14 protein-coding genes and 1 tRNA gene are annotated in these 22,494 nt (G+C 64.5%); 7 read left to right on the forward strand and 8 right to left on the reverse strand.

The features are described from left to right. Positions 1-1,998: a tubuliform spidroin gene (locus OU02_RS06640; RefSeq protein ID WP_130095576.1), complete on the forward strand. Its 1,998-nt coding sequence runs from the start codon at positions 1-3 to the stop codon at positions 1,996-1,998. Between the two features lie 88 nt (positions 1,999-2,086). Here the strand turns inward: OU02_RS06640 and valS are convergent, their stop codons facing one another. The 4 genes from valS to OU02_RS06660 form a co-directional block, all read right to left on the reverse strand. After that, positions 2,087-4,849 (reverse strand): valine--tRNA ligase, encoded by a 2,763-nt coding sequence (gene valS, locus OU02_RS06645; protein ID WP_033489486.1) that lies wholly within the window; start codon positions 4,847-4,849, stop codon positions 2,087-2,089. A gap of 71 nt (positions 4,850-4,920) precedes the next feature. Then, positions 4,921-6,441 (reverse strand): ABC transporter substrate-binding protein, encoded by a 1,521-nt coding sequence (locus tag OU02_RS06650; RefSeq protein ID WP_033489487.1) that lies wholly within the window; start codon positions 6,439-6,441, stop codon positions 4,921-4,923. Between the two features lie 11 nt (positions 6,442-6,452). Beyond that, positions 6,453-7,196, reverse strand: coding sequence for an endonuclease III (nth, locus tag OU02_RS06655; RefSeq protein WP_033489488.1), 744 nt, complete (start codon positions 7,194-7,196; stop codon positions 6,453-6,455). A 75-nt stretch (positions 7,197-7,271) separates the two neighbouring features. Then, positions 7,272-8,036, reverse strand: a complete 765-nt coding sequence (locus tag OU02_RS06660) for a response regulator transcription factor (protein ID WP_338069889.1) — start codon at positions 8,034-8,036, stop codon at positions 7,272-7,274. A gap of 267 nt (positions 8,037-8,303) precedes the next feature. Between OU02_RS06660 and OU02_RS06665 the strand changes: the two genes are divergently transcribed. After that, positions 8,304-9,035 carry a hypothetical protein gene (locus OU02_RS06665; RefSeq protein WP_033489490.1) on the forward strand — a complete coding sequence of 244 codons (732 nt, stop codon included), beginning with the start codon at positions 8,304-8,306 and terminating at the stop codon, positions 9,033-9,035. A 119-nt stretch (positions 9,036-9,154) separates the two neighbouring features. On the opposite strand, the gene OU02_RS06670 is transcribed toward OU02_RS06665, so the two are convergent. Further along, positions 9,155-9,676: an inorganic diphosphatase gene (locus OU02_RS06670; RefSeq protein WP_033489491.1), complete on the reverse strand. Its 522-nt coding sequence runs from the start codon at positions 9,674-9,676 to the stop codon at positions 9,155-9,157. An 87-nt stretch (positions 9,677-9,763) separates the two neighbouring features. After that, complete coding sequence (locus tag OU02_RS06675) at positions 9,764-11,929, reverse strand: maltotransferase domain-containing protein (RefSeq protein ID WP_033489492.1); 2,166 nt, start codon at positions 11,927-11,929, stop codon at positions 9,764-9,766. A 300-nt stretch (positions 11,930-12,229) separates the two neighbouring features. Here OU02_RS06675 and OU02_RS06680 point away from each other — a divergent pair, with 300 nt between their 5' ends. The 4 genes from OU02_RS06680 to OU02_RS06695 all read left to right on the forward strand — a co-directional run bounded on the left by OU02_RS06680 (position 12,230) and on the right by OU02_RS06695 (position 18,871). After that, positions 12,230-14,197 carry a hypothetical protein gene (locus OU02_RS06680; RefSeq protein WP_152593163.1) on the forward strand — a complete coding sequence of 656 codons (1,968 nt, stop codon included), beginning with the start codon at positions 12,230-12,232 and terminating at the stop codon, positions 14,195-14,197. A gap of 106 nt (positions 14,198-14,303) precedes the next feature. Continuing rightward, the gene (locus OU02_RS06685; RefSeq protein ID WP_238552015.1) at positions 14,304-15,812 is read left to right on the forward strand and encodes a chloride channel protein; all 1,509 of its coding nucleotides are present in this window, start codon (positions 14,304-14,306) and stop codon (positions 15,810-15,812) included. A gap of 74 nt (positions 15,813-15,886) precedes the next feature. Continuing rightward, on the forward strand, positions 15,887-17,659 hold the full coding sequence (gene oxc, locus OU02_RS06690; RefSeq protein WP_033489493.1) for an oxalyl-CoA decarboxylase: 1,773 nt from the start codon (positions 15,887-15,889) through the stop codon (positions 17,657-17,659). A gap of 108 nt (positions 17,660-17,767) precedes the next feature. Beyond that, entirely contained in the window at positions 17,768-18,871 is a 1,104-nt protein-coding gene (locus OU02_RS06695) for an AEC family transporter (RefSeq protein ID WP_033489494.1), read from the forward strand. A 557-nt stretch (positions 18,872-19,428) separates the two neighbouring features. On the opposite strand, the gene frc is transcribed toward OU02_RS06695, so the two are convergent. Together frc and OU02_RS06705 are read right to left on the reverse strand one after the other, a co-directional pair. Then, entirely contained in the window at positions 19,429-20,763 is a 1,335-nt protein-coding gene (gene frc / locus OU02_RS06700; RefSeq protein ID WP_033489495.1) for a formyl-CoA transferase, read from the reverse strand. A 451-nt stretch (positions 20,764-21,214) separates the two neighbouring features. Beyond that, positions 21,215-21,288, reverse strand: a tRNA-Met gene (locus tag OU02_RS06705). A gap of 144 nt (positions 21,289-21,432) precedes the next feature. On the opposite strand from OU02_RS06705, the gene OU02_RS06710 reads away from it, so the two are divergent. Continuing rightward, the gene (locus OU02_RS06710; RefSeq protein WP_033489496.1) at positions 21,433-22,467 is read left to right on the forward strand and encodes a homoserine O-succinyltransferase; all 1,035 of its coding nucleotides are present in this window, start codon (positions 21,433-21,435) and stop codon (positions 22,465-22,467) included. The last annotated feature ends 27 nt before the right edge of the window (positions 22,468-22,494 follow it).

The raw sequence follows: 22,494 nt of genomic DNA on the forward strand, positions 1-22,494 counted from the left end.
GTGCACAGGAATCTGCGACGCATCTGCGGCGCCACCCTGAGCGTGGCGCTCGCGGCTGCAGTGCCCGCGGTGTCGGCAACCGCCACACCGCTGCCCGGCCGGCAGCTCGAGGCCCAGGACGCCGCAGCGAGCTTCACCGGGCACGACGTGTTCACCACGGCCGAGGTCATCGACGCGCGCCGCTTCTACATCGCCCCACGCGGCAGCGAAGGCGCGATCGAGCACATCTCCACCGACACGCCGCTGCCGTGGACCGTGAGCGTGGACTACACGCTCGACGGGCCGAGCGCCAGCGGCGCACAGGTGCGCGGTGCGCGTGGCCTCGTTGGCGTGCATGTGCACGTGCAGCCCAACGCCGCAGCGCAGGGCGACATGCAGCGGTTCGCACGCCAACTGCGCCCTGTCGTCGTGTTCACGCTCCCCACGCGCGACTGCGCCGACATCAGCGCCGACAATGGTGTCTCACTCAGCCAGTCGGGGCAGCGCACCGTGGTGGCGGCCACTGCGGACCCCGGTGAAGCCGTCGACTTCCGCGTATACGCGGAAGTCGCGCGGTTCTCGATGAGCCCAGTCGTGCTCGCCGCGCTATCCGCCGATTCGCCCGACCACTATGCCGATGTGCTGCGCACGCTCGCCGCGCAATCCGGGCGCCTGACCGCGTCGGTCAACAATGATACGGCCGCGCAGGGCGCCGACGGCGCACACGCCGAACTGATCGCCACACTCACCACGCTGCGTGACCAGGAGCGTGCGCTCGCCAAATCGGCGATCGCCGAGCAGACCACACAACACAGCCGCGCGTTCCACGAGTACATGGCCGCCTACGTCGGCTCGTACACGACCCATCTGTCCGGTTCGATCGGCACGAAGACGCAGCTCGGCGCACTTATGGGCACCGCCGGCGAACTCAAGGGGGATACGCCGCTCGCGCACGCGGTGACCGGTTTGGCCACCGCCGTCAACGCGCTGAGCGACGCGCACCAGCACACCGGAGCCGCGGACGAAGTCGACCGGATCATCCAACGGATCCGCCAGCAGGGCACGCAGGGGCTCTCCGAGGAGCTCAAGAAAACCGCTGGCGAGCAGACGCGCCTCGGCGCCAAAGAGTACAGCGCGGGCCAATCGCAGCTTTCGCAGGCCATGATTCCGTATTCCATGGCGTACACCGACGCCTACACCGCGCATCTTGACACGCTTGCCGGCGGCGATGTCGGCGCCGCCGCGCAGTTCCAGCAGCAGGCGATCGAACAGACGAACGCCGACAACACCACCGACCCGAATCTCAGTGGGAATATGCAGAACGTGAACGCGGCGATGGATACGCTCGCCGCCGCGCGCGAGCACACCGGCGCCGGCAGTGCCGCACGGCAGATCATGCTGCGGTTCTCGGGGCGGTTCGGCGGCGATTCGGCCGGCGCGGACGGCGTGGAGCCGATCAACAAGCTGCAGCCGGCGTTGCGGCATTCGCCGCTCGCCCAGCAGGCGTACCGCGACTGGTACGCGCATTCGATCGGCGGCCGCGCGGAGATGCTGCGCGCGAAACGCATCGCCGACGCGCGCGCCGCGGAACGGCAGGCGCGCTCGGCGAACGGCGGCGATGACATGTCGACGCTCGTCAGCGCTTCGAACGACGACGCCTCGGCCGATGTGGCGAAATACGCGGGTTCCGTCACGACATCGCTCGGCGGTGGCACAGCCGCGACCACGCAGGGAAGCGGTAGCGACACGCACACGAACAGTGACGGGGCGATTCCCGAAAGTGAACGGCTCGCCACCCAGCTGGGGTATTCCGGATTGGCGAACCACCAGCTGATCGTGCCCAGCGCGCAATACCTCATCGACGAGACCGTGCAGATTGGGGCGATGGCGCCGGCGCTTTCTGCCGCGGCCGACGCGATGGGCGCCAATGGCGCGTTGGGGCGGCAAGTGGCCGCATCCGGCGGGGAGGCCTCGTTGTTGGACTCGCGCATGGTGATCGTCACGAACCCATTGCGCTGACTGCAGTCGTCCATCGCATATCGATGAGGGGCGGGGTGGTGCACACGGCACCACCCCGCCCCTCATGCATCTGGACCGGGCTTGCGGCTTACTTCGCCTTCGGCTTCTTGGCCGGCGGCTCGCCGAGCTCGCTTTCGGCGACGACGATTGTCTCGGATTCGTCGCCTTCGGGCTCTTCGACGTTGGACTGCAGCTTGTTGACCACTTCGATCGCGCGTTCGAGCGAGAAGTCGCCGATCACGCGGCCGGCTTCGGCGATGTCGCTCAGCGCGGCGCGAATCGAGGCGCGCACATCGTCGCTCACCGCGAGGCGCACACGTTTGATCGGCGTCTTCATCGAGACCTTGGCCTTCGATTTGATGCCGCGCAGCGCGGCGAGTGTCGCGCCCGCATGCGCCAGAATGTCGGGCGAGACGTTGAACGCGGCCGTGGCGTACGCGAGCGGCTTCGGCCATGGCGCGGTGTGCACCGAGCCTTCGCCGGCGTGCATCCAGCTCCACACCTCTTCCGTGGAATACGGCAGGTACGGGGCGAGCAGGCGTGCGAACGCGTCGAGGCCCATGCCGAGCGTGGTGCGCGCCGAGAGCACCGCCGCCTCGCTCGGCGTATTGCCGGTGGCGTCGGCCGTGCCGTAGGCGCGGTTCTTGACGAGCTCGATGTAGTCGTCGCAGAACTGCCAGAAGTAATTCTCGATGACTTCGAGCGCCTTCGAGTGCTCATAATTGTTCAGGTAATCGGTGGCCTGCTTGACCACGAGCGACATCTTGGCCATCGCCGCGCGGTCGAGCGGCTCGGTCACGTCCTGGGGGCGCCACGTGGCCGTCGCGCCCTGCGTCACATGGTGCTGCTCGTCCTCACGGCCAATCGCGAGCGCGAACTTGGTGGCGTTGAGCAGTTTGATCGCGAGCCTGCGGCCGATCTTCATCTGGCCTTCGTCGTAGGTGGCGTCGAGGCCCAGTCGTGCGGACGCGGCCCAATAGCGCACCGCGTCGGCGCCGTATTTCTCGATCGGCTCGTTCGGTACCACGACGTTGCCCTTGGACTTCGACATCTTCTTGTGGTCCGGGTCGAGGATCCAACCGGAGAGCGTGGCGTTGGCCCACGGCAGGCAGTTGTTTTCGAGCTGTGCGCGGTCGATCGTGCTGAACAGCCAGGTGCGGATGATGTCCTGGCCCTGCGGGCGCAGGTCCATCGGGAACGTGGAGGCAAACAGCGCCTCGTTGTCGTCGCCCGGCTCACCCCAGCCGGTCACAATCTGCGGGGTCAGCGACGACGTGGCCCAGGTGTCCATGATGTCGGGTTCGGCCATGAAGCCGCCAGGCTGGTTGCGCTGTTCCTCGGTGTAGCCGGCCGGCACGTCGGTCGTCGGGTCGATCGGCAGCACGTCTTCGCTCGGCGTGATCGGGTTCTCGTAATCCGGCTCGCCATCCGCGTTGAGCGGGTACCACAGCGGGAACGGCACGCCAAAGAAGCGCTGGCGCGAGATGAGCCAGTCGCCGTTGAGGCCGTGCACCCAGTTCTCGTAGCGCACGCGCATGAAGTCGGGGTGGAAGTTCAGCTCCTTGCCGCGCTCGATGAGCTTGGCGTTGAGCACCTTGTTGGTGCCGCCGTTCTGCAGGTACCACTGGCGTGACGTGACGATTTCGAGCGGCTTGTCGCCCTTCTCGTAGAAGTTCGTCATACGCGTCGTCGGCTTCGGCTCGCCGTCCATGTCGCCGGATTCACGCAGCGCGTCCACCACGATCTTGCGCGCGGAGAACGTTGTCTTGCCTTCGATCTGCTCGAAGAGCGCCTTGCCGGCGGCGTCGGTGATCCAGTCGGGCATGTCCATGACGATGCGGCCGTTGCGCTGGATGATCGAACGCAGCGGCAGGTGCAGGTCGCGCCACCACTCCACGTCGGTTTGGTCGCCGAACGTACAGCACATAGCGATGCCGGCGCCCTTGTCCATCTCGGCCGCCGGATGGGCCAGGATCGGCACCTTCACGTTGAACAGCGGCGACGTGACCATCTTGCCGAAATACGGCTTGTACCGCTCGTCGTCGGGGTGCGCGATCAGCGCCACGCACGCGGGCAGCAGTTCGGGTCGCGTCGTCTCGATGTAGATCGGTGAACCGTCTTCGAAACTGAACGCGATGCGGTGGTAGAAGCCTGGGTATTCACGCGATTCGAGCTCCGCCTGCGCCACGGCCGTCTGGAACGTCACGTCCCACAGGCCCGGCGCATCCTGCTGGTATGCCTCGCCGCGCTCCAGATTGTGCAGGAACGCCTTCTGCGCCACGCGCTGCGCGTGGTCACCGATCGTGTGGTAGGTGCGCGACCAGTCGATCGACAGGCCGAGCTCGCGCCAGAGTTCCTCGAAACGCTCCTCGTCCTGCGCGGTGAGCTTTTCGCACAGTTCGATGAAGTTGCGCCGCGAGATCGGCACCTGATCCTTCGCCTGGATCTTCTTGCCCTCGGTGCCTTCGAACGGCGGCTTGAAGTCGGGGTCGTACTTGAGCGAGGTGTCCACGCGCACGCCGTAGTAGTTCTGCACGCGGCGCTCGGTGGGTAGGCCGTTGTCGTCCCAACCCATCGGGTAGAAGACGTGGAAGCCGTTCATGCGCTTGAAGCGCGCGATGATGTCGGTATGCGTGTACGAGAACACATGGCCCACGTGCAGCGAACCGGACACGGTCGGCGGCGGAGTGTCGATCGAGTAGACGGCGCTGCGCTCGCCGGGATTGTCGAATGTATAGGTGCCGTCGGTGTCCCAGATGTCGCGCCACTTGGATTCAAGCCCGTCCACGCCCACACGGTCGGGCAGGGGGGTGAGATTGGCGCTGATGGAGATGTCTTCGCTATCAGTCATACCCGTCAGTCTAAAAAGCTACTGTGACATCACCGCGCGTGCGTTCCGCTCTAGAAAAACCGCGGAACCGCCTACGCGCGCACGTGCGCGAGCGGCAGGCGCCACCCGGTCAGATCCACCGGCAGTCCCTGCACATGCGACTGGGCCGCCACCACGTCCTTGCCCGTGTACAGCCACGCACTCGCCGCGTCCTGGCCCACGATCCGGTCGAATGCGCGCAGCTGCTCGCGGTACGACGCGAAGTCGGTCTGCGCGAGCGCCTTCGCGTACTGTTCCTGCGCCGCGCCGTTCTGGTAGCCGAACATCGCGCTGCCGTCCACGAACCGCGTGTAGTCGTGCGGGTCATCCATCTCGATCAGGGCGCACGTATAGTCGCCGGTCTCCACGCGCGAGGCGAGTGTCGCTGCATTCACCACTTCGAGCGAGACCGGCAGGGGGATCGCCGCCATCTCGTCCACGATTTGCTGCGCCAAATCGCGGTGCGCGTCGTCTGCGAGCAGTGTGAACGGCGTGAAATAGCCGGCCGCGAAATACGAGCGCATCGACTGCGCGCGCGCCAGGTCGAAGGGGAACAGCGCGTTGAGGTCCTCATACCCGGGCTGCAGTTGCGAAATCGGCCCGCTCAACTGTTCTTTCGCGTCCGGCTGCGTGCGCGCGATCTGTGCCGCGTCGATTGCGAAGCGCGTGAACCGGCGTACCTGCTCGTCGGAGAACGGGCTGCTGCCGGCGTTGTTGAACGCCACGAGCGTCTTGCGCGTGCTGACGCCGTCGCGCACCTGCACGCCGTCGAGTTTCGCGAGCTCGCCGGCTGCCTGCGCGCCCTGCGGAAGCGCCACGTCGAGCGAACCGTCGCGCATGCCGTTCACGAGCGCCTCGTCGCTCGGCATGTACCGCAGCGTCACGCGCGCCAACGCCGGCTTGTCCTGCCAATAGTGCTCGTTGCGTGTCAGTTCGATTGCGTCATCGGTGAACGCGGAGACGGCGAACGGTCCCGAACCGTACGATTGCCGCGTAAAATCGGCGTTCTGCGCGTTCGGGTTGACGATGACGCCCGCGCGCCCGGCGAGCGCCTCGAGCAGGCGCGGGTTCGGCTCGTGCAGTGTGATCACGACGGTCGTCCCGTCGGGGTTCTCCACGCTCGCCACATGCGCCAGCCCGTCCGCGCCCACCTGCTTGTTCTGGATCGTGCGCTGCAGCGAGGCGACGACGGCGCTCGCGTCGAGCGGGCTGCCATCGGCGAATGTGGCGCCTGCGCGCAATTGGAACGAGTAGCGCAGGCCGTCGGTCGACTCGCTCCAGCGTGCGGCCACGTTCGCGCTGATCGCGCGTTCACCGTCCATCGTGACGAGCGTCTGGTACACGTTGTCGATGAGCGCCTGCTCCACCGCGCGTTCACTGTTCGTGCAGATGTCGAGCGATGTCGGCTTGTCACGCAAGCCGACGGTGATGTGCGCGCCCGGGCGGCCGCCGAACGGCGAGCCGCCGTGCGGGCGCAGCAGCAGGAACGCGCCACCCGCGGCGAGCGCAAGCACGGCGAGCACCACGGTGAAGACGATCCATGGGCGGGCAGATGAACGGTTGCAATCGGTCATGGTCCCCGAGTCTAGCGGGCCCGGCGGCCTGCCGCGCGCGGCCGGCGGCGTTTGCGCATGGCCACGGCCTCGCGTTCGGCTTCGAGTTCCAGAAAGTGCGCGGCGCTCGGGCAGCTGCGCCGCAGCGGGCAGCGTGTGCAGTCGGGCCGGCGCGCCATGCAGATGTTACGGCCGAAGATGATCAGCCGGTGGGACAGGTCGGTCCATGTGTCGGGCGGGAAGCACGCGGTGATCTCGCGTTCGATGTCTGTGGGCGAAGCGTTCGGTTTCATCCAGTCGTCGCGCCAGTGCAGGCGTGCGGTCACGCGGATCACGTGGGTGTCGACGGGGAACGATGGCTCGCCGAACGCGTTGCCGAGCACCACGTTCGCGGTTTTGCGCCCCACGCCGGGCAGAGCGGTCAGCGCATCCATCGATTCCGCGACCTGCCCGTTGTTGGTGGCCACGAGCGCCTGCGCCAGTTCGATGATGTGCTTGCTCTTCATGCGGTAGAAGCCCAGCGGGCGGATGATGCGCTCCACGTCGGTGATGTTGGCGGCGGCGAGTTCCTGCGGTGTCCCGTACGCGGCGAAGAGCTCCGGGGTGACCTGGTTGACGCGCTTGTCGGTCGTCTGCGCGCTCAACACGGTGGCCACAAGCAGCTGGAACGGCGAACCGAAGTCAAGCTGGCATTCGACAACGGGGATGAGCTCGCACAATGCCGCATATTCGCGGTGCATGCGCGCGGTGCGCGCGCGTTTCGATTCGGTTGCCATCATGATCCTTCCCGCGGCTTCCGCCACTGCCTGCAAGCGTACTCGCCGTGCCGTGGACGGCAACCGTGGGGCCTGTTATTTCTCGGCGGGGGAATGTTCGGCGGCCTCTTTGGCCTGCTCCTGCGCCTCGTCGTCTTCCGGCGGGTCGAAGCGGTAGCCCACGTTGCGCACGGTGCCGATCACATGCTCGTATTCGCCGCCGAGCTTGGCGCGCAGACGGCGGATGTGCACGTCGACCGTGCGCGTGCCGCCGTAGTAGTCGTAGCCCCACACCTCCTGCAGCAGCTGCGCGCGTGTGAACACGCGGCCAGGATGCTGCACCAAGTACTTGAGCAGTTCGAATTCCTTGTAGGCCAAGTCGATGGGGATACCGCGCAGATTCGCGGTGTAGCCGTTGGTGTCCACAATGAGCTCGCCCGAGCGAATCAGGCCGTCCTCCTGCGCGTCGGCCTGCTGCGCCGTGCCATTTGTGGCCACAGTATAGGTGTTGCGGCGCTCCGAAACAAGGCGCAGGCGGCCCTCCACCTCGGCGGGGGAGGCGCTCGCCACAATCACGTCGCTTACACCCCACTCCGCATTGACTACGGTGAACCCGCCCTCGGTCAGGATGAGCAGGATCGGCATGGTCAGGCCCGATGCGTGGATCATACGGCACAGCGTTTTCGCGTTCGCCAAGTCGTCGCGGCCGTCGAGCAGCAGGATCGTCTGCTCGGGCATCTTCACCAGGCTCGCGGCATCCATAGGCAGCACGCGCACACGGTGCGACAACAGCGCGAGCGACGGCAACACGGTCGCCGGATCGGGGGAAGTGGTCATCAAGGTCAGATCCATCACGCTCATACCCCTTTGGTTTTCGGTTCGGCGTCGGTCCCGCGGCGGCGCTCGGCGGCATGCACGTCACACCGCTTCGGCCATAGTGTAGTGGGTTCCAGTCTAACGGCGCAGCCGTATTTCGCGATGAGAACGCGCGGGTGAGATGATTGGCGGTGGCGGCCTGCATGTGTGGGGCGGCGGCGTTGTGATGGGGCGAGACTAGTGTGGTGCGCATATGGACGCCGCCGCGCCCAGCGCTGCAGGCAACACCCCCAAGGTTCGAAGGTGACGATCATGACCGAAACCCAATCCGTTCCCCAGCCGCACAGCGACATGCGCGCCCAGGCGCCGCAGCGCCCCTTCGCGTGGCCCCTCGCCGTGCAGGTGGCCGCATATGTGGTGCTCGTCGGGCTCGCTTGCCTGCCCGGCAGTGGCGCCGTCTCGTCGTCCACATTCTCGGTCACTGGGTTCGCGGTGGCGGCGATCATCATGATTTTCGCGTTCTTCTGCCCGTTGCGCGACGGCGTGCCCGGGCGTGTGACTGCCATAGTGCTCGGATTCGTGGCCATGGTGTGCGCGTCCACGCCGTTTTTGGGGCAGTTCGTGTTCGCACGGCATGACGCGCAGTATATCAGCGCTGCCGCTTGGTGCGCGGGCGTGGCCGGCCTGCTCGTGGTGCTCGTCGTCGCGGCGTTCATCCGCCAGATGGCGCGTCCGAAACGCACCGATATGATCGTGCAGCTTGCGCACATGGTCACCGACGGCGTGGCGTCGATCGCCGCGTCCGGCTGGTGCTTCCTGCCGATGCTCTTCCATGAGGCCTCTGCGCCCGACGTGTGGCGCATCGTCTGCGTGGCCGTTGTGGTGGTTGGGGCGGTGGCGCTCGCCGTGGTGTCACGCCTGTGGTACCGCGAGGCCCAGCCGCTGCCGGGCGCGCGCGCGGCGTGGGTCGGATTCGGATTGCTGCCCGTAATGCTGACGGGCGCTTTGGTTGGTATCGCCGCTTTGGTAATGTGGCTCGTGTAATCGTTCAGCGATGGCCGATTGCCTCTCGAGATAAGGAACTAATGGGCCCCGTCGAACCACATGGTCCGGCGGGGCCCACCGCATAGGGGGGTGTGGTCCGCCGGACCACACCATGTGCCTCAGTCGTTCACGTCCGCGTCGTGCTCGGCGGCCTGCTTCTGGGCGAGGCGTTCGCGGGATTCCTTGATTTCCTTCTCCGCGGTGGCGGCATCCGCCCAGTAATCGCCGGGCATGACCTCCTTGCCCGGTTCAAGGGCCTTGTACTGCTCGAAGAAGTGCTTGATCTCGGCTTTGTGGAACTCGGAGACGTCGGCGATGTCCTTGATGTTGTCGTAGCGCACATCGGCCGGCACGCACAGCACCTTGTCGTCGCCACCCTCTTCGTCGACCATGTGGTACAGGCCCACGGCGCGGCATTCTACGATGCAGCCCGGGAACACCGAATCCGGAAGCATCACGAGTGCGTCGAGCGGATCGCCGTCTTCGCCCAGGGTGCCGTCGATGTAGCCGTAGTCATCCGGATAGCCCATCGCGGTGAACAGCGTGCGGTCCAGGAACACGCGGCCTGAAGCCTGGTCCACTTCGTACTTGTTCTTCGATCCGCGCGGAATCTCCACAACGACGTTGAAGGTCTCTGCCATGGTAATTCTCCTTAGGGTTGAGTTGATACCCCTACAACCATACACCGCGCATACGCCGCGAGGTGTATGGTATGCGCCCGGTCGAGCTCAGTCTTCAACGCTCAGGATGTGCGCCACGTCGGCCCACGGGGCCAGCGAGACGAAGTTGTCCCAGCTCCAGTCGAACGTGCGGTCGGTCAGCAGGTCGCGCACGCGGTACGTGCGGTCGACCGGCAGCCCAAGCGCGTTGAGGTCCACATGGATCGACGACTGCTGCTCGTGGTAGCAGTCGAGATTGACCACGATGAGCAGTGTGTCGGGCTTGCCGTCCGCCGTGTACTGAGCCGGTGTCTGGCGTGCGAAGGCGACGATCGCCGGGTTGGCGCTGGGCAGAACGGTCAGCGTGTGGTAGCTGTGCGTGGCCGGGTGTCCGGCGCGGATGCGGTTGAGTGCGGTGAGCAGTTCGGCGATGCCGTAATCCACGGCGCTGCTCCAGTCTCGGATCCGGACTTCGGCGCCGGGCGTGGAAGCGCCGTCCGCGGCCACGTTGGTATCCATCAGCTCGTAGCCGCTGGTGATGCCCCAGCTCGGCGAGCCCATCGCGGCGAGCACCGCGCGCACGGCGTGGCCGGCCACGCCGTTGTCGCGCAGGTAATCGCTGGGCACGTCGGGTGTGGCGGGCCAGAACGTGTTGTGCTGGTAGAAGCCGCCTTCGCCGTTGGTCTCCGTGAGGAACGCCTCGAGCTCCTCCTTCGTGTTGCGCCACGGGAAATAGCTGTGGTTCTGCGTGAAACCGGCGTAGGCGAGCGCGCGCACGAGCGCCGGGCGGCTGAACGCCTCGGCGAGGAACAGTGCTTCGGGGTGCTTCTTCGTGACCGCCGCTAGCACGTCCTGCCAGAAGCGCGCCGGTTCGGTCTGCGGCTCGTCGATCTGGAACGCGGTCACGCCGGCCCCGATCCACACGTCGATGATGCGTTCGACCTCGCGTTCAAGGCCGGTCAGGTCGTTGTCGAAGTCGAGTTCGTAGAATGGTTCGGGATTGCCGTGCTCGTCGAGTGCGTGCACGAACGAGCCGTCGGCGTTTCGGCGGAACCATTCGGGGTGCGCGGCCACCCACGGGTGGGCGGGTGCGCAGCGCAGCGGTAGGCCGAGGGCCACTTCGAGCCCGAGCTCATGCGCGCGTGCGCAGAAGGCCTTGAAATCGTCCATCGAACCAAGCTCGGGGTCCACGGTGTCGTGGCCGCCGGCCGCGGTGCCGACCGCGAACAGGCGCGCGTCCGGCGCGCTGTGGTCGATGGGGAAGACGGCGGGCAGGTAAGCGATGGTGAAGCCTTCGCTTTTGGCGCGCTCAAGTCCGCTGATGGCGGTGCGCAGCGTGCCGGGCACTGTTTCGCCGCGTTCGTTGACGGTGGCGCCTTCGGAGCGGGGGGAGAACTGGTACCACGCGCTGCAGCTCGACTTGGGGCGTTCCACGTGGAACACGCGGTCGCGGCCCGCGGTCAGTCCGTCGCGCAGCGGATTGGTGGTGTGCAGGGCCTCGATCTCATCGATCTGCGCGATGGCGAGGCGTTCGGCGGCGGGGATCGTCGCGTCGAGCATCTGCTTGGCGGTCTCGCGCAGCATCTTGCGCTGTGTGGCGTCCAAGCCGGCGTCGCGCGTGGCGGCCCAGCGCGTGAGGATCTCGGAGCCGCGCACGATCGCGCCTTCGGCGTCGGCACTGCCGGCGTCGGCGTTCACTCGGGCGGTGGCGTCACGCACCCAATCGGTGTAGGTGTCGGCCCAGCCTTCAATGGCGACCTTCCAGTTGCCGAGCTGGCCGAGCACGTCGGCGAAGCCGTCGTCCCACGGCGCCAGGTCGGTGGGGGAACCGGCCTGCAGCATGGCGGTCCAGATGTCAAGGCCGGCATTGGCTTGGGTCATCGGCACGCGGGCCATCACGCGGCCGCGCGGGTTCTTCAGTACGGCGGTCGCGCGCACGGTGGCGCGGCCTTCGAGGAACACCTGTGCGCTCACGGTGAAAGGTTCGCCGAGCTCCACGCGGGCGGGGAACACGGCATCCTGCGCGTCGGGGCGCACATCAAGGATGTTGACGCGGCCGAACAGGTTCGGCTCCTTGGCGGCGATGGGTGTGGGCGGCATGGCGCCCGAAGCCTTCGCGGAAGTCTTGGTACGGCTCTTGGCGGCGGTGCGCGGTTTGCGCGCGGTGCGGGTTGCTGTGGTGGATTGGTCCTGAGTGCGCTCTTCGGCGCTGGTGGTTTCTCTCATGGCTGCCATTGTAGGAGCATGAACGAATGAATGGCGTTACAGAGGTGTAAACGGTTCCGCTATTTGGGCTTTTATATGGAACGAATGTGGATAATCCGTGCAGTAATTAGGCGCTATGTGGATGGGTTGTTTGCTCCTCCACACCACACTGTATCCACATTTCGGGATTCCTTCGGCCGTCCGACCACACCACCCCTTCCCGCTTTCGTCCCAAGGGCTGCGGCGCCATGCTCGATGGCACATGCATCGGGCCCCGCAACGGAGCGGGCCGCCCATGGATTTGGCAATGGAGCTACGGAAAGGATTATCATGACGGCATATGGCACACAACAACCCCGGCCAGCGGAACCGTTGCACAGGCGGTTCCTCGCGGCATTGGCGGCCTGCGTGGCGGTGGCATTGGCCTTGGCGGCACCATGGAGTGCGGCGGTGGCCGCGCCGGGCGAAACATTGGCCACGGCCAAATCCGAGGACTATTTCCTCTATACACACAACGGTTCCACCTATTGGATCGGCCCGATCGGTTACGATTCGGCAGGCGGACGATACTACTGCATCGAGCAAACCAGACCCACGAGCCTGCGGGTCAACGCGGTCTCGCCACTGCCCGATTCGCCGCAAAACCGGCGGATCGCGGCACTGCTGCGCAAATACCAGCATGTGCACAACAGCGACTACACACAGACGGCGCTCGCAATCATCGTGCACGACGCGTTCGATGACACGACCGGCAGCGCGGGGTGGGGCGCGAACCGCGAGACACTGCGGCAATACCCGCGGTTGTTCGAGCGGGTGGACGAACTGCTCGCCGAAGCGCCGCAGCTCGTACCGGAGACGATGACGGCGGAACTGGAGTACGACCCCGTCACGCGCACCGGCAATGTCCGCCTGCATATCCGCAACGGCAATGGAGGGACAGTGGCCGGCGTGCCATTCACCCTCACCATCGACGGACCGGCGCGCTTCGGCAACGGGTCGACCACGGTCACCGGCACATCGGGTGACTATACGACCGTCATCACATGGCACGCCACCGGCGATGGCCCGGTGACCGTGACCGGCAGCGCGACCGTGCCGTCCATCGACCGCATCATCAGCACCCAAGACATGGTCACGCTCGGCGGCGGCCATATGCAGGCGATCGACGAGGTCACCATACCGGTGCGCTATTCATTCAACCCCACAATCACCACGCGGACCTCACCCAAATCAATCGACACCGGCGCGCCGGTGACCGACGACGTGCAGGTCAGCGCATTGTCTGGCAGCGGCGCATGGCCACGCGGCGCGCAAATCCACGCACGCGGCTGGTATTTCGGCGGTCTGCCCATACACGCGTTGGGGGAGCGGTATGTGCCCAACGCGCACGCCGCCGCGCCCGAATTCCTCGAGCAGCTGGCGCGCACCGGCTACGAGCCGTGCGCGTTCGCCGAAGCCACATTCGATTCCAGCGGGCAGACAGTGCATGTGCAGGGCATGCGCGAGCCGGGTTCGGACGAACCCTACCTCGCCGAACATGGCGGATTCGGCACATGGGTCTGGGCGATCGAACGCGAACGGCAGAGCAGTGACGTGCGCGCATTGCTCACGGGCGACGTGATCACCCCATTCATGGAGCCGAACGAAACGCACGCCGTGCGCGCACCGCTCACCGTGGCGTCGCGCGTCGTGGAATCCACCGTGCAGCCGGGCGCGCAGATCGCCGACGTGATACACGTCAGTGGATTCCCGGACGAGCACGGCGACTGGGCCGGCAGCGACGAGCACGGCATAGACACCGACGCGCCATTTGCACAGGTGCGCGTGTGGTGGGCCGACAGCGCATACGAACCCGCCGACGCGCAGGAGCCGGAAGAAGACGACCACCACACACTCATCGGCACATGGGAATACGAGGCCGTCAACGGTGAAATCCATGTCGGGGCAGGGGCGCCGGACGCATATGGCGAGCCTGTGGAGATCCTCGCAGAAAGGCCCGGCTGGTACGTGTTCGTCTGGGAATTCGCCGGAGACGGCCGTGTCCAGGACGCCACCAGCTCATACGCCGACCCGCAGGAACGCGTGCGGGTGCAGATGGAACCCGTGCCACAGAGCGTCCCCGAAGCCACGCCGGAGCCAGAGCGGAAGCCCGAAGCCGAGGCGCCGCGCTCGCAGGCGCCGGCGCTCGCCGCAACCGGCGTGAGCAATGCATGGCCCATCACCTTGGGGCTGCTCACATTGCTCGCGGCGGTGATCCTCGTGATCCGGCACAAGCGGGAGCTCGAAGACGGGGATTGAGCCGTGTCACGCTGTCAGAGGGAGCGGGGCCGCGGCTGAGCGCGCGACAGTAAGATACGTGGTAGCTAGGAACACACGCGCCCGCATGGCGCAAACAGAGGATGACATGAGCACGAAGACACAAGCACCGCGCACCGCCCAGCAGGCCGGCTCCACGCGGCAGGACGTTCAGCTGCCTGCCCGGTTCGACTGGGCGCAGGTGGCGCGGCACGTCCTGTTCGCGTGCCTGTGCGGTGTGGCATGCGGGTTCGCGTCGATCGTGCTGTGCCTGTTCGTGGGCGCGGCGCGCCACCTCTTCGAACGCGCTCCGTGGCTCATCTGGCTGCTGCCGGTGATGGGCGTCATGCAATTGCTCATGTACAAATGGTGGAAACTGCCGCTCAACCTGACGACGGACGCGGTCATCGAGAAGATGCGCGCAGGCGACCATCTGAGCGCACTGCTCGCGCCGGGCATCCTGTTCTCCACGGGCATGACGATCATGGCCGGAGGTTCGGTGGGCAAGGAGGCCGGCGCCTTGCAGATCGGCGCAAGCCTGGGCTCAACGATCGCCAGGCCGTTCCGCCTGCACAACATCCTGCGCCGCGAGAACCACGACGACACCTACGAAATCAACCGTTACATCGCGTCGACCGGCATGGCCGCGGCGTTTTCGGCACTGTTCTTCGCCCCGTTGGGTTCGTGCATGCTCGTGCTCGAGCTCATGCGGTTCACGCAGCTGCAGTATGTGGTCTCCATGCTCATCGCATGCTTCATCGCCTTCCTCATCTCCAATCATTTCGGCATCGGGGACGTCATCAGCACCGTGCCTGTGCCGTCGGTCTCATGGCGCGTCATCGGCGCGTGCATCGTCGTCGGCATCGCCGCGGCCGTGGCGGGCAGTGTGTTCGCCATCGCCATACGCCTGCTGCAGGCGCTCACCATGCGCATCCGGCGCAATTATTATGTATGGGTGATCGCGGGTGGCCTGTTGTTCGCGGCGCTCGTCAGCATGTTCGGCTGGTGGCGTTTCACCGGTTCGGGCGGCATGATGCTCAACGATGTGCTCAACATGCCCGACCTGTCGTTCGACTTCGCCATCAAGATGCTGCTGACCGTGCTGTGCCTCGGCATGTGGTTCAAAGGCGGCGAGATCATGCCGTCGTTCTGCATCGGCGGCCTGCTGGGCTCGGCCTGCTTCGCCATGACCGGCATCGAACCGCTGTTCGGCGCGGCACTCGGTTCGATCTGCTTCCTCGCGGCGTTCAACCGCTGCCCGATGTCGGCGGTGCTGCTGGGCTGTGAGATTTTCGGATGGGGCATGTTCCCGTTCCTCGCAGTGGGTGTGGCCATTGCATTCCTCTTCGGCTACCCGGTGGGCATGTATGGGGCGAGCATCGATGTGCTCGCACGGTCGGGCTGGCATCGATTCTTCTCCAATGTCCGCGCCGCCGTGGCGAGCAATGAAGTGCATGATGATGCCGGATTCACCGATTTCGTGATGGCCGCCGCCACGGCGTTGCATCATGTCGCCGGTTCGGCTGAGCTGGCCGCGCAAAGCGAGGCGATTCGCGAACAGCGCCGCCGCACGCGCCACAACGAGGAACAACATAGCGCTGAGCATAAAATACGCTAAGCGCTTTCCTTGAATCGAACCAGCGTGAACAACCTTAGAATCGGGGTAGCAACGTTCCGATAGGAGGAAAGTTCATGACTGACGAAACAACAACCACCCAGGCTCCGGAGCAGAATCTCACCGATTCGCCGCACTACCTGGCCCAGACGCTCATGGCGAACGGCATCAAGAACATGTACGGTGTCGTCGGCATCCCGGTGACCGATTTCGCGCGTATCGCGCAGGGCATGGGCATGCGCTACATCGGCATGCGCCACGAGGAGGACGCGGTCAACGCAGCCGCGGCCGAGGGCTTCCTGACCGGCAAGCCGGCCGTGGCATTGACCGTCTCCGCCCCAGGCTTCCTCAATGGGCTCGCCGCCATGCTCGAGGCCACCACCAATGGTTTCCCGGTCATCATGATCGGCGGTTCCTCGACCCGCAACGTCGTCGACATGCACGAAGGCGAATACGAGGGCCTCGACCAGATGAACTACGCGAAGGCCTTCTGCAAGGAATCCTTCCGCATCGACAAGATCGAGGACATCCCGCTCGCCGTGGCCCGCGCCATGCACATCGCATGCTCCGGCCGCCCGGGCGCCGTCTACATCGACTTCCCGGATGACGCCGTGGCACAGACGATGGACAAGGATGAGGCCGCGGCCAAGCTGTGGACCGCGAACCAGCCGAACCCGGTCATGCCTCCGGCGCAGGCGTCGATCGACGAGGCACTCAAGCTGCTGAGCGAAGCCAAGAACCCGCTCATGCTCGTGGGCAAGGGCGCCGCGCTCGCGCAGGCCGAAGACGAGCTGCAGGAGTTCGTCTCGAAGACCGACATCCCGTTCCAGCCCATGTCGATGGCCAAGGGCCTCATCCCGGACGACGACCCGCATTGCACCGCCAGCGCCCGTGGTCTCGCGCTGCGCACCGCCGACGTGGTGCTGCTCGTGGGCGCCCGCCTCAACTGGATGCTGAACTTCGGCGAAGGCAAGGAATGGAATCCGAACGTCAAGTTCATCCAGATTGAGATTGACCCGAACGAGATCGAGAACGCACGTCCGATCGCGTGCCCGGTCGTCGGCGACATCAAGTCCGCCATGACGATGCTCAACGCCGGCCTTGAGAAGACCCCGTTCAAGGCATCCCAGGAGTGGCTCGGCGCCATTCAGGCCGACTCCCAGAAGAACGACGAGAAGTTTGCCGCGCGCCTCAACTCCGGCAAGGTGCCGATGGGTCATTACGACGCGCTCGGCGCGATCAAGAAGGTCTACGACCAGAACAAGGACGTCATCCTCACCAACGAAGGCGCCAACACGCTCGATGACTGCCGCAACATCATCGACATCTACCAGCCCCGTCACCGCCTTGACTGCGGCACGTGGGGCGTCATGGGCTGCGCCGTCGGCTATTCGATCGGCGCCGCTGTGGCGACCGGCAAAAAGGTGCTGTACATCGGCGGCGACTCCGGTTTCGGATTCGACGGCATGGAAGTCGAAGTGGCATGCCGCTACAACCTGCCGATCACCTTCGTGGTGCTCAACAACGGCGGCATCTACCGTGGTGATTTCGAGAACCTCGGCAAGGACGGCGACCCCTCGCCGCTCACCCTGACCTACGACGCCCATTATGAGAAGATGATCGAGGCGTTCGGCGGCAAGGGCTATTACGCCACCACGCCGGATGAAGTCGAGCAGATGGTCGGCGAGGCGGTCGCCTCCGGCAAGCCGAGCTTCGTGCATGTGCAGCTCGCTGACTACGCCGGCAAGGAATCCGGCCACATCAGCAACCTCAATCCGAAGCCGGTCGTGGGTCCGCTCGCGACCTCCGAGGTGACCTCTGACCCATACATCGAAGGCGCACATATGTGATCGATGCCTGATATGGGGCGGCAGGGTACGCCGCGGCCCTACTGACGTCATGGCCGCGGCGCCCCATCGCCCTGGGCATCCGCCATCGAAGAGAAGAAAGTTTTCATCATGGTACAGATTTTGGTTAACGACATCATCCCGATCATCGTCATCATGGCGTTGGGATATGTCTGCGGCAAGCTCAGCTATTTCGACGACGATCAGCGACAGGGCCTCAACAAGGTCGTGCTCAACATCGCACTGCCGGCCGCATTGTTCATCTCCATCGTCAAGGCGACCCGTGAGGAGCTCGCCCAAGACACCACACTGACGATCCTCGGATTCGTCGGCATCATCGTCATGTTCATGCTCAGCTACTACCTGTGTCGCCTCATGTTCAAGCACAGCATCCAGGAAGCGGCCGTGTGCGCCCTGATCGCCGGTTCGCCGACGATCGGCTTCCTCGGCTTCGCCGTGCTTGATCCTATCTATGGCGACACCGTGAGCACCAACCTCGTCATCGCGATCATCTCGATCGTGGTGAACGCCGTGACCATCCCGATCGGCATGTATCTGATCAACCTCGGCCAGGCCAAGGACCGCGCCAAGCTCTCCGCCGCAGTCACCACGACCGCCAAGGGCGAAGTGACGGTCAAGGAGCCGAAGGCCGACGTGGCCGTCGACCCTACCAAAGACGCCACGAAAGACAAGAACGCCGAAGTCATGGTCTCCAAGTCCTCCAACATGGGCAAGAAGAAGAACAGCAACCTCGCCGCGCTCGTCAACGCGTTGAAGCAGCCGGTCTGCTGGGCCCCGTTGCTCGCCATCGTGCTCGTGCTCATCGGCGTGCGTGTACCTGACCAGGTGGCCCCGACCTTCGACCTGATCGCCAAGGCGAACTCCGGCGTGGCCGTGCTCGCCGCTGGTCTGGCGCTTTCGACCGTCAAGTTCTCGCTCGGTTGGGAGACGATTTGGAACACCTTCTACCGCCTGATCCTGACCCCTGCCGCGTTCCTCGGCATTGGCCTGCTGTGCGGCATGGGCCACGACGTCAACAAGCTCTCGATGCTTGTCATGGCCGTCGCGCTCCCGCCGGCGTTCTCCGGCATCATCATCTCGAGCCGTTACAACATCTACGTCAAGGAAGGCGCCTCCACGACAGCGGTTTCGACCGTTGTGTTCGCCGTCACCTGCCTGCTGTGGATCTGGCTCGTGCCGCTGTGTGTCCACTGATGGTGCGCTAAACGGTATCCATCATCTTGGGGCTCCCCGCCACATTGGCGGGGAGCCCTTTTGTGCTGGGAGCCTCTTTGCTACGGGTAGTGCTCTGCCAATTTCTACATCACTAAAAACCTTGGTTTTTCAACGATTGTACGTGGTTGTTACCCAAGGAGGCACTACCCGTAGCAGAAAGAACACTACCCGTAGCGGCGGGGCTGATGCGTACGCTGAATTCGCCGTTTATGCCACCGCCATGGACGCGGACATCGATGTCCAGCCACCAACAGCCATATCACCCTCGATTGACGGCACTCGGTGTCTAGGCTCAGCAATCTACGTCCATCTCAAGCCGCTGCGATGGACTTCCATGGTTGACCTTAGACACCTACAGCTGTGCAGAGCAATTCCGGCGACAAACCATGGTTGACCTTAGACATGCACAGCCATCCCGAGTGAACGGCGGCATTGCCGTGGCTAATCCTTATGACTATATATATGAATGGTGCCTGTGCACCACCACGGATGCACAGGCACCATTCATTATAGGAAGAGTCGGTCAGACTGACGGATCAGTCGTTGGCCGGGGCGGCCACAAGGTCCGCCTTGACGCCATCGTTGCCGCCGATGACGCCCTTCTCCGCGAGCTCCTTGATCTGGTCCTCGGTGTAGCCGAGGGAGGTCAGGATCTCCTCGTTGTTCTCGCCGAGCTTCGGTGCACGCTGGTAGTCAGGCGTGTAGTTGCTCAGCGTGAACGGCATGCCGATCGTCTTGAACGTGCCACGGGCATCGCCCTGGTCGATCGTGATGAGCGTACCGTCGGAGTTCAGGTCGGGGTCGTTCTCGAGCTCGTTCCAATCGAGCACCGGGCCGACCGGGACGCCCTTCGCACCGAGTTCCTTGGTCAGCGTGTACTTGTCGTACTGCATCGTGTACTGCTCAACGCGCTTGTACACTTCCTGCTTGTGCTCGTCGCGCGCGTTCGGCGTGCTGAACTTCGGATCGGTGAGCCAATCCTGGAAGCCCATAGCGTTGCAGAAGTTCTCGAAGCCCTTCTGCGACTGCTGGATCACGATGTACACGTACGCGTTCGGGTCGGTCTCCCAGCCCTTCGCACGGTAGCACCAGCCGAGCACGAGGCCACCTTCGGCGTTGGCCGCACGCGGAATCGCCTTGCCGAACTTGTAGCCCGGATAGCAGTCGTAGTACGACAGCTGATGCAGATGGTCGAGGATGAGCTGATCACGCAGCTTGATACGGCACAGGTTGAGCACCGCGTTTTGCATGGACTGGTAGACGAAGACGCCTTCACCCGTGCGCTCACGCTGCAGCAGTGCGGTCAGGATGCCGATGAGCAGGTGCATGCCGGTGTTCGAATCACCGAGCGCCGCGCCGGACTGGGTCGGGATGTTCTTGTCGCCTTCCCACCAGCCGGTCGTGGAGGCCGCGCCGCCCGCGCACTGCGCGACCGGCTCGAAGGCCTTGACATGCTCGAAGCGGCTGCCCCGGTTGAAGCCTTTCAGCGAAGCCATGATCAGCTTCGGGTTGATCTTGTGGACCTCGTCCCAGCCGAAGCCGAGCTTCTCCACGTCGCCAGGGCCGATGTTCTCGACAAAGACGTCGGCGTCTTTGAGCAGATCGGTCAGGATCTTCTTGCCTTCCGGATCCTTCATATCCAGCGTGATCGACTTCTTGTTGGCGTTGAGCTGCAGGAAGTACAGCGAATAGGAGCCGTCGACATCATTCATCTCGTTACGGGTCGGGTCGCCGCCCTTGACCTTCTCGAGCTTGATGACTTCTGCGCCCAGCCAAGCCAGCATCTGGGTGCACGAAGGGCCAGACTGCACCTGGGTCCAGTCGATGACCTTGATGCCCGCAAGAGGGGCGGTGTTAGTAGCGTCAGCCATATGAACTCCTTAAATATAGATATATAGCCAGTCAGCTTCAATATACGCAGTTCATCCAATTGTCCTAAGCGATTCAGCTACTGGGCTGAACTATTCAGCTTGCCGCCATAAATGCGTTATGTGCGCGCTGGTTTGTGCGCGATATCGACTGCGAAGATGGCCATGGAGGTGGCTGTGGATCTCTGCTCCCTAGACACCAACGGTCACGTGGGACATAATCGATGCTCGTCGGTGTCTGCCCACCAGACATGGACACCCATATGGAGTGCAGTTGATGGCTGTGGATGTCGGCTCCTTAGACACCAACGGTCATGTGGGGTGTGGCTGATGACTGTCGGTGTCTAGCTGCCAGCCGCGGCCGGCTGTTGCCAGCCCCAACAGCCATCAATCGCCTTTGACATCCGCTGCAAACAAAAAAGCTGGGAACCTTATGGTTCCCAGCTTGTGCTAGTAGCGGGGCAAGGATTTGAACCTTGGACCTCTGGGTTATGAGCCCAGCGAGCTACCGAGCTGCTCCACCCCGCGCCGGCTGTTTTTGAACAGCTCTATTAAGCATACTCAGATGCAGCGTTATGTCAATACTCGGCGTGTCGCGCCATATTCCACCATTCGGTCCGCGCAGTGAACACTTGCCGGGCGCTCGTCAGGCGCGCGCAGATAATGAAGAGCATGCCTATCAAGATTCCCGGTGGCCTGCCTGCGCGCGCGATCCTCGACTCCGAGCGCATCTTCGCGCTCGAAAAGCCCGAGGCGGAACGCCAGCGTGTGCGCCCGCTCAAGATGGTGATCCTCAACCTCATGCCCAAGAAGATCGAGACGGAGACGCAGTTGCTGCGCCTGATCTCGAAATCGCCGCTGCAGGTCGAGATCGACTTCATGAAGACGAGCACGCACGAATCGACGCACGTGAGCGCGGATCACCTGGTGAAGTTCTACGAACCGCTTGAGTCGTTCGCGGACAATTATTACGACGGCCTGATCGTGACCGGCGCACCGGTGGAACACCTGCCGTTCGAGCAGGTGGACTACTGGGACGAGTTCCGGCGCATCCTCGACTGGGCCGCAAGCCACGTCTTTTCCACGATGTACCTGTGCTGGGGCGCGATGGGCGCGCTGCGCCACCGGTATGGCGTACGCAAAGTGGACCTCGACGAGAAACTGTTCGGCGTGTTCCCGCAGTTCCTGCAGGACGAATACTGCTTCCTCACCAACGGCTTCGACGAGATCGCGCTGCAGCCGCATTCGCGCGTCGCGGGTGTCGACGAACGCGACATCGCGGCACGCCCCGAACTGCAGGTGCTGACGTGGGGTCCCGAGTCCGGCCCCGGCCTGATCTCCACGCGCGATTTCAGCGAGGTGTTCGCGCTCGGCCACTGGGAGTACGGCAAATATACGCTCGCAGAAGAATACGAGCGCGATATGAAGCGCGGACTGACAAACGTGCCGTTTCCGTGCAATTACTTCCCCCACGACGACCCGCGGATCGCACCGCTGTTCTCGTGGCGCGCGCACGCGAACCTGCTGTGGCGCAACTGGATCAACTGGGTGTACCAGATGACGCCGTACGACCTGACCGAAGTCCCCGGATTGCGCGCGCAGGGCAAGCTCGGCACCGACCATGTGGTGCGCCATGCGCCATGCCCGCCGCGCGAAGACGGCTTCCGCCCGTTCCTCGACGACGGCTACGGGCTCATCGTTCGCTAAGAGCGACCGATACGCTCCCCGTTGCGC

The sequence above is a fragment of the Bifidobacterium pseudolongum subsp. pseudolongum DSM 20099 genome (genome assembly GCF_000771225.1).
In the GTDB taxonomy this organism is placed as follows: Bacteria; Actinomycetota; Actinomycetes; order Actinomycetales; family Bifidobacteriaceae; genus Bifidobacterium; species Bifidobacterium pseudolongum.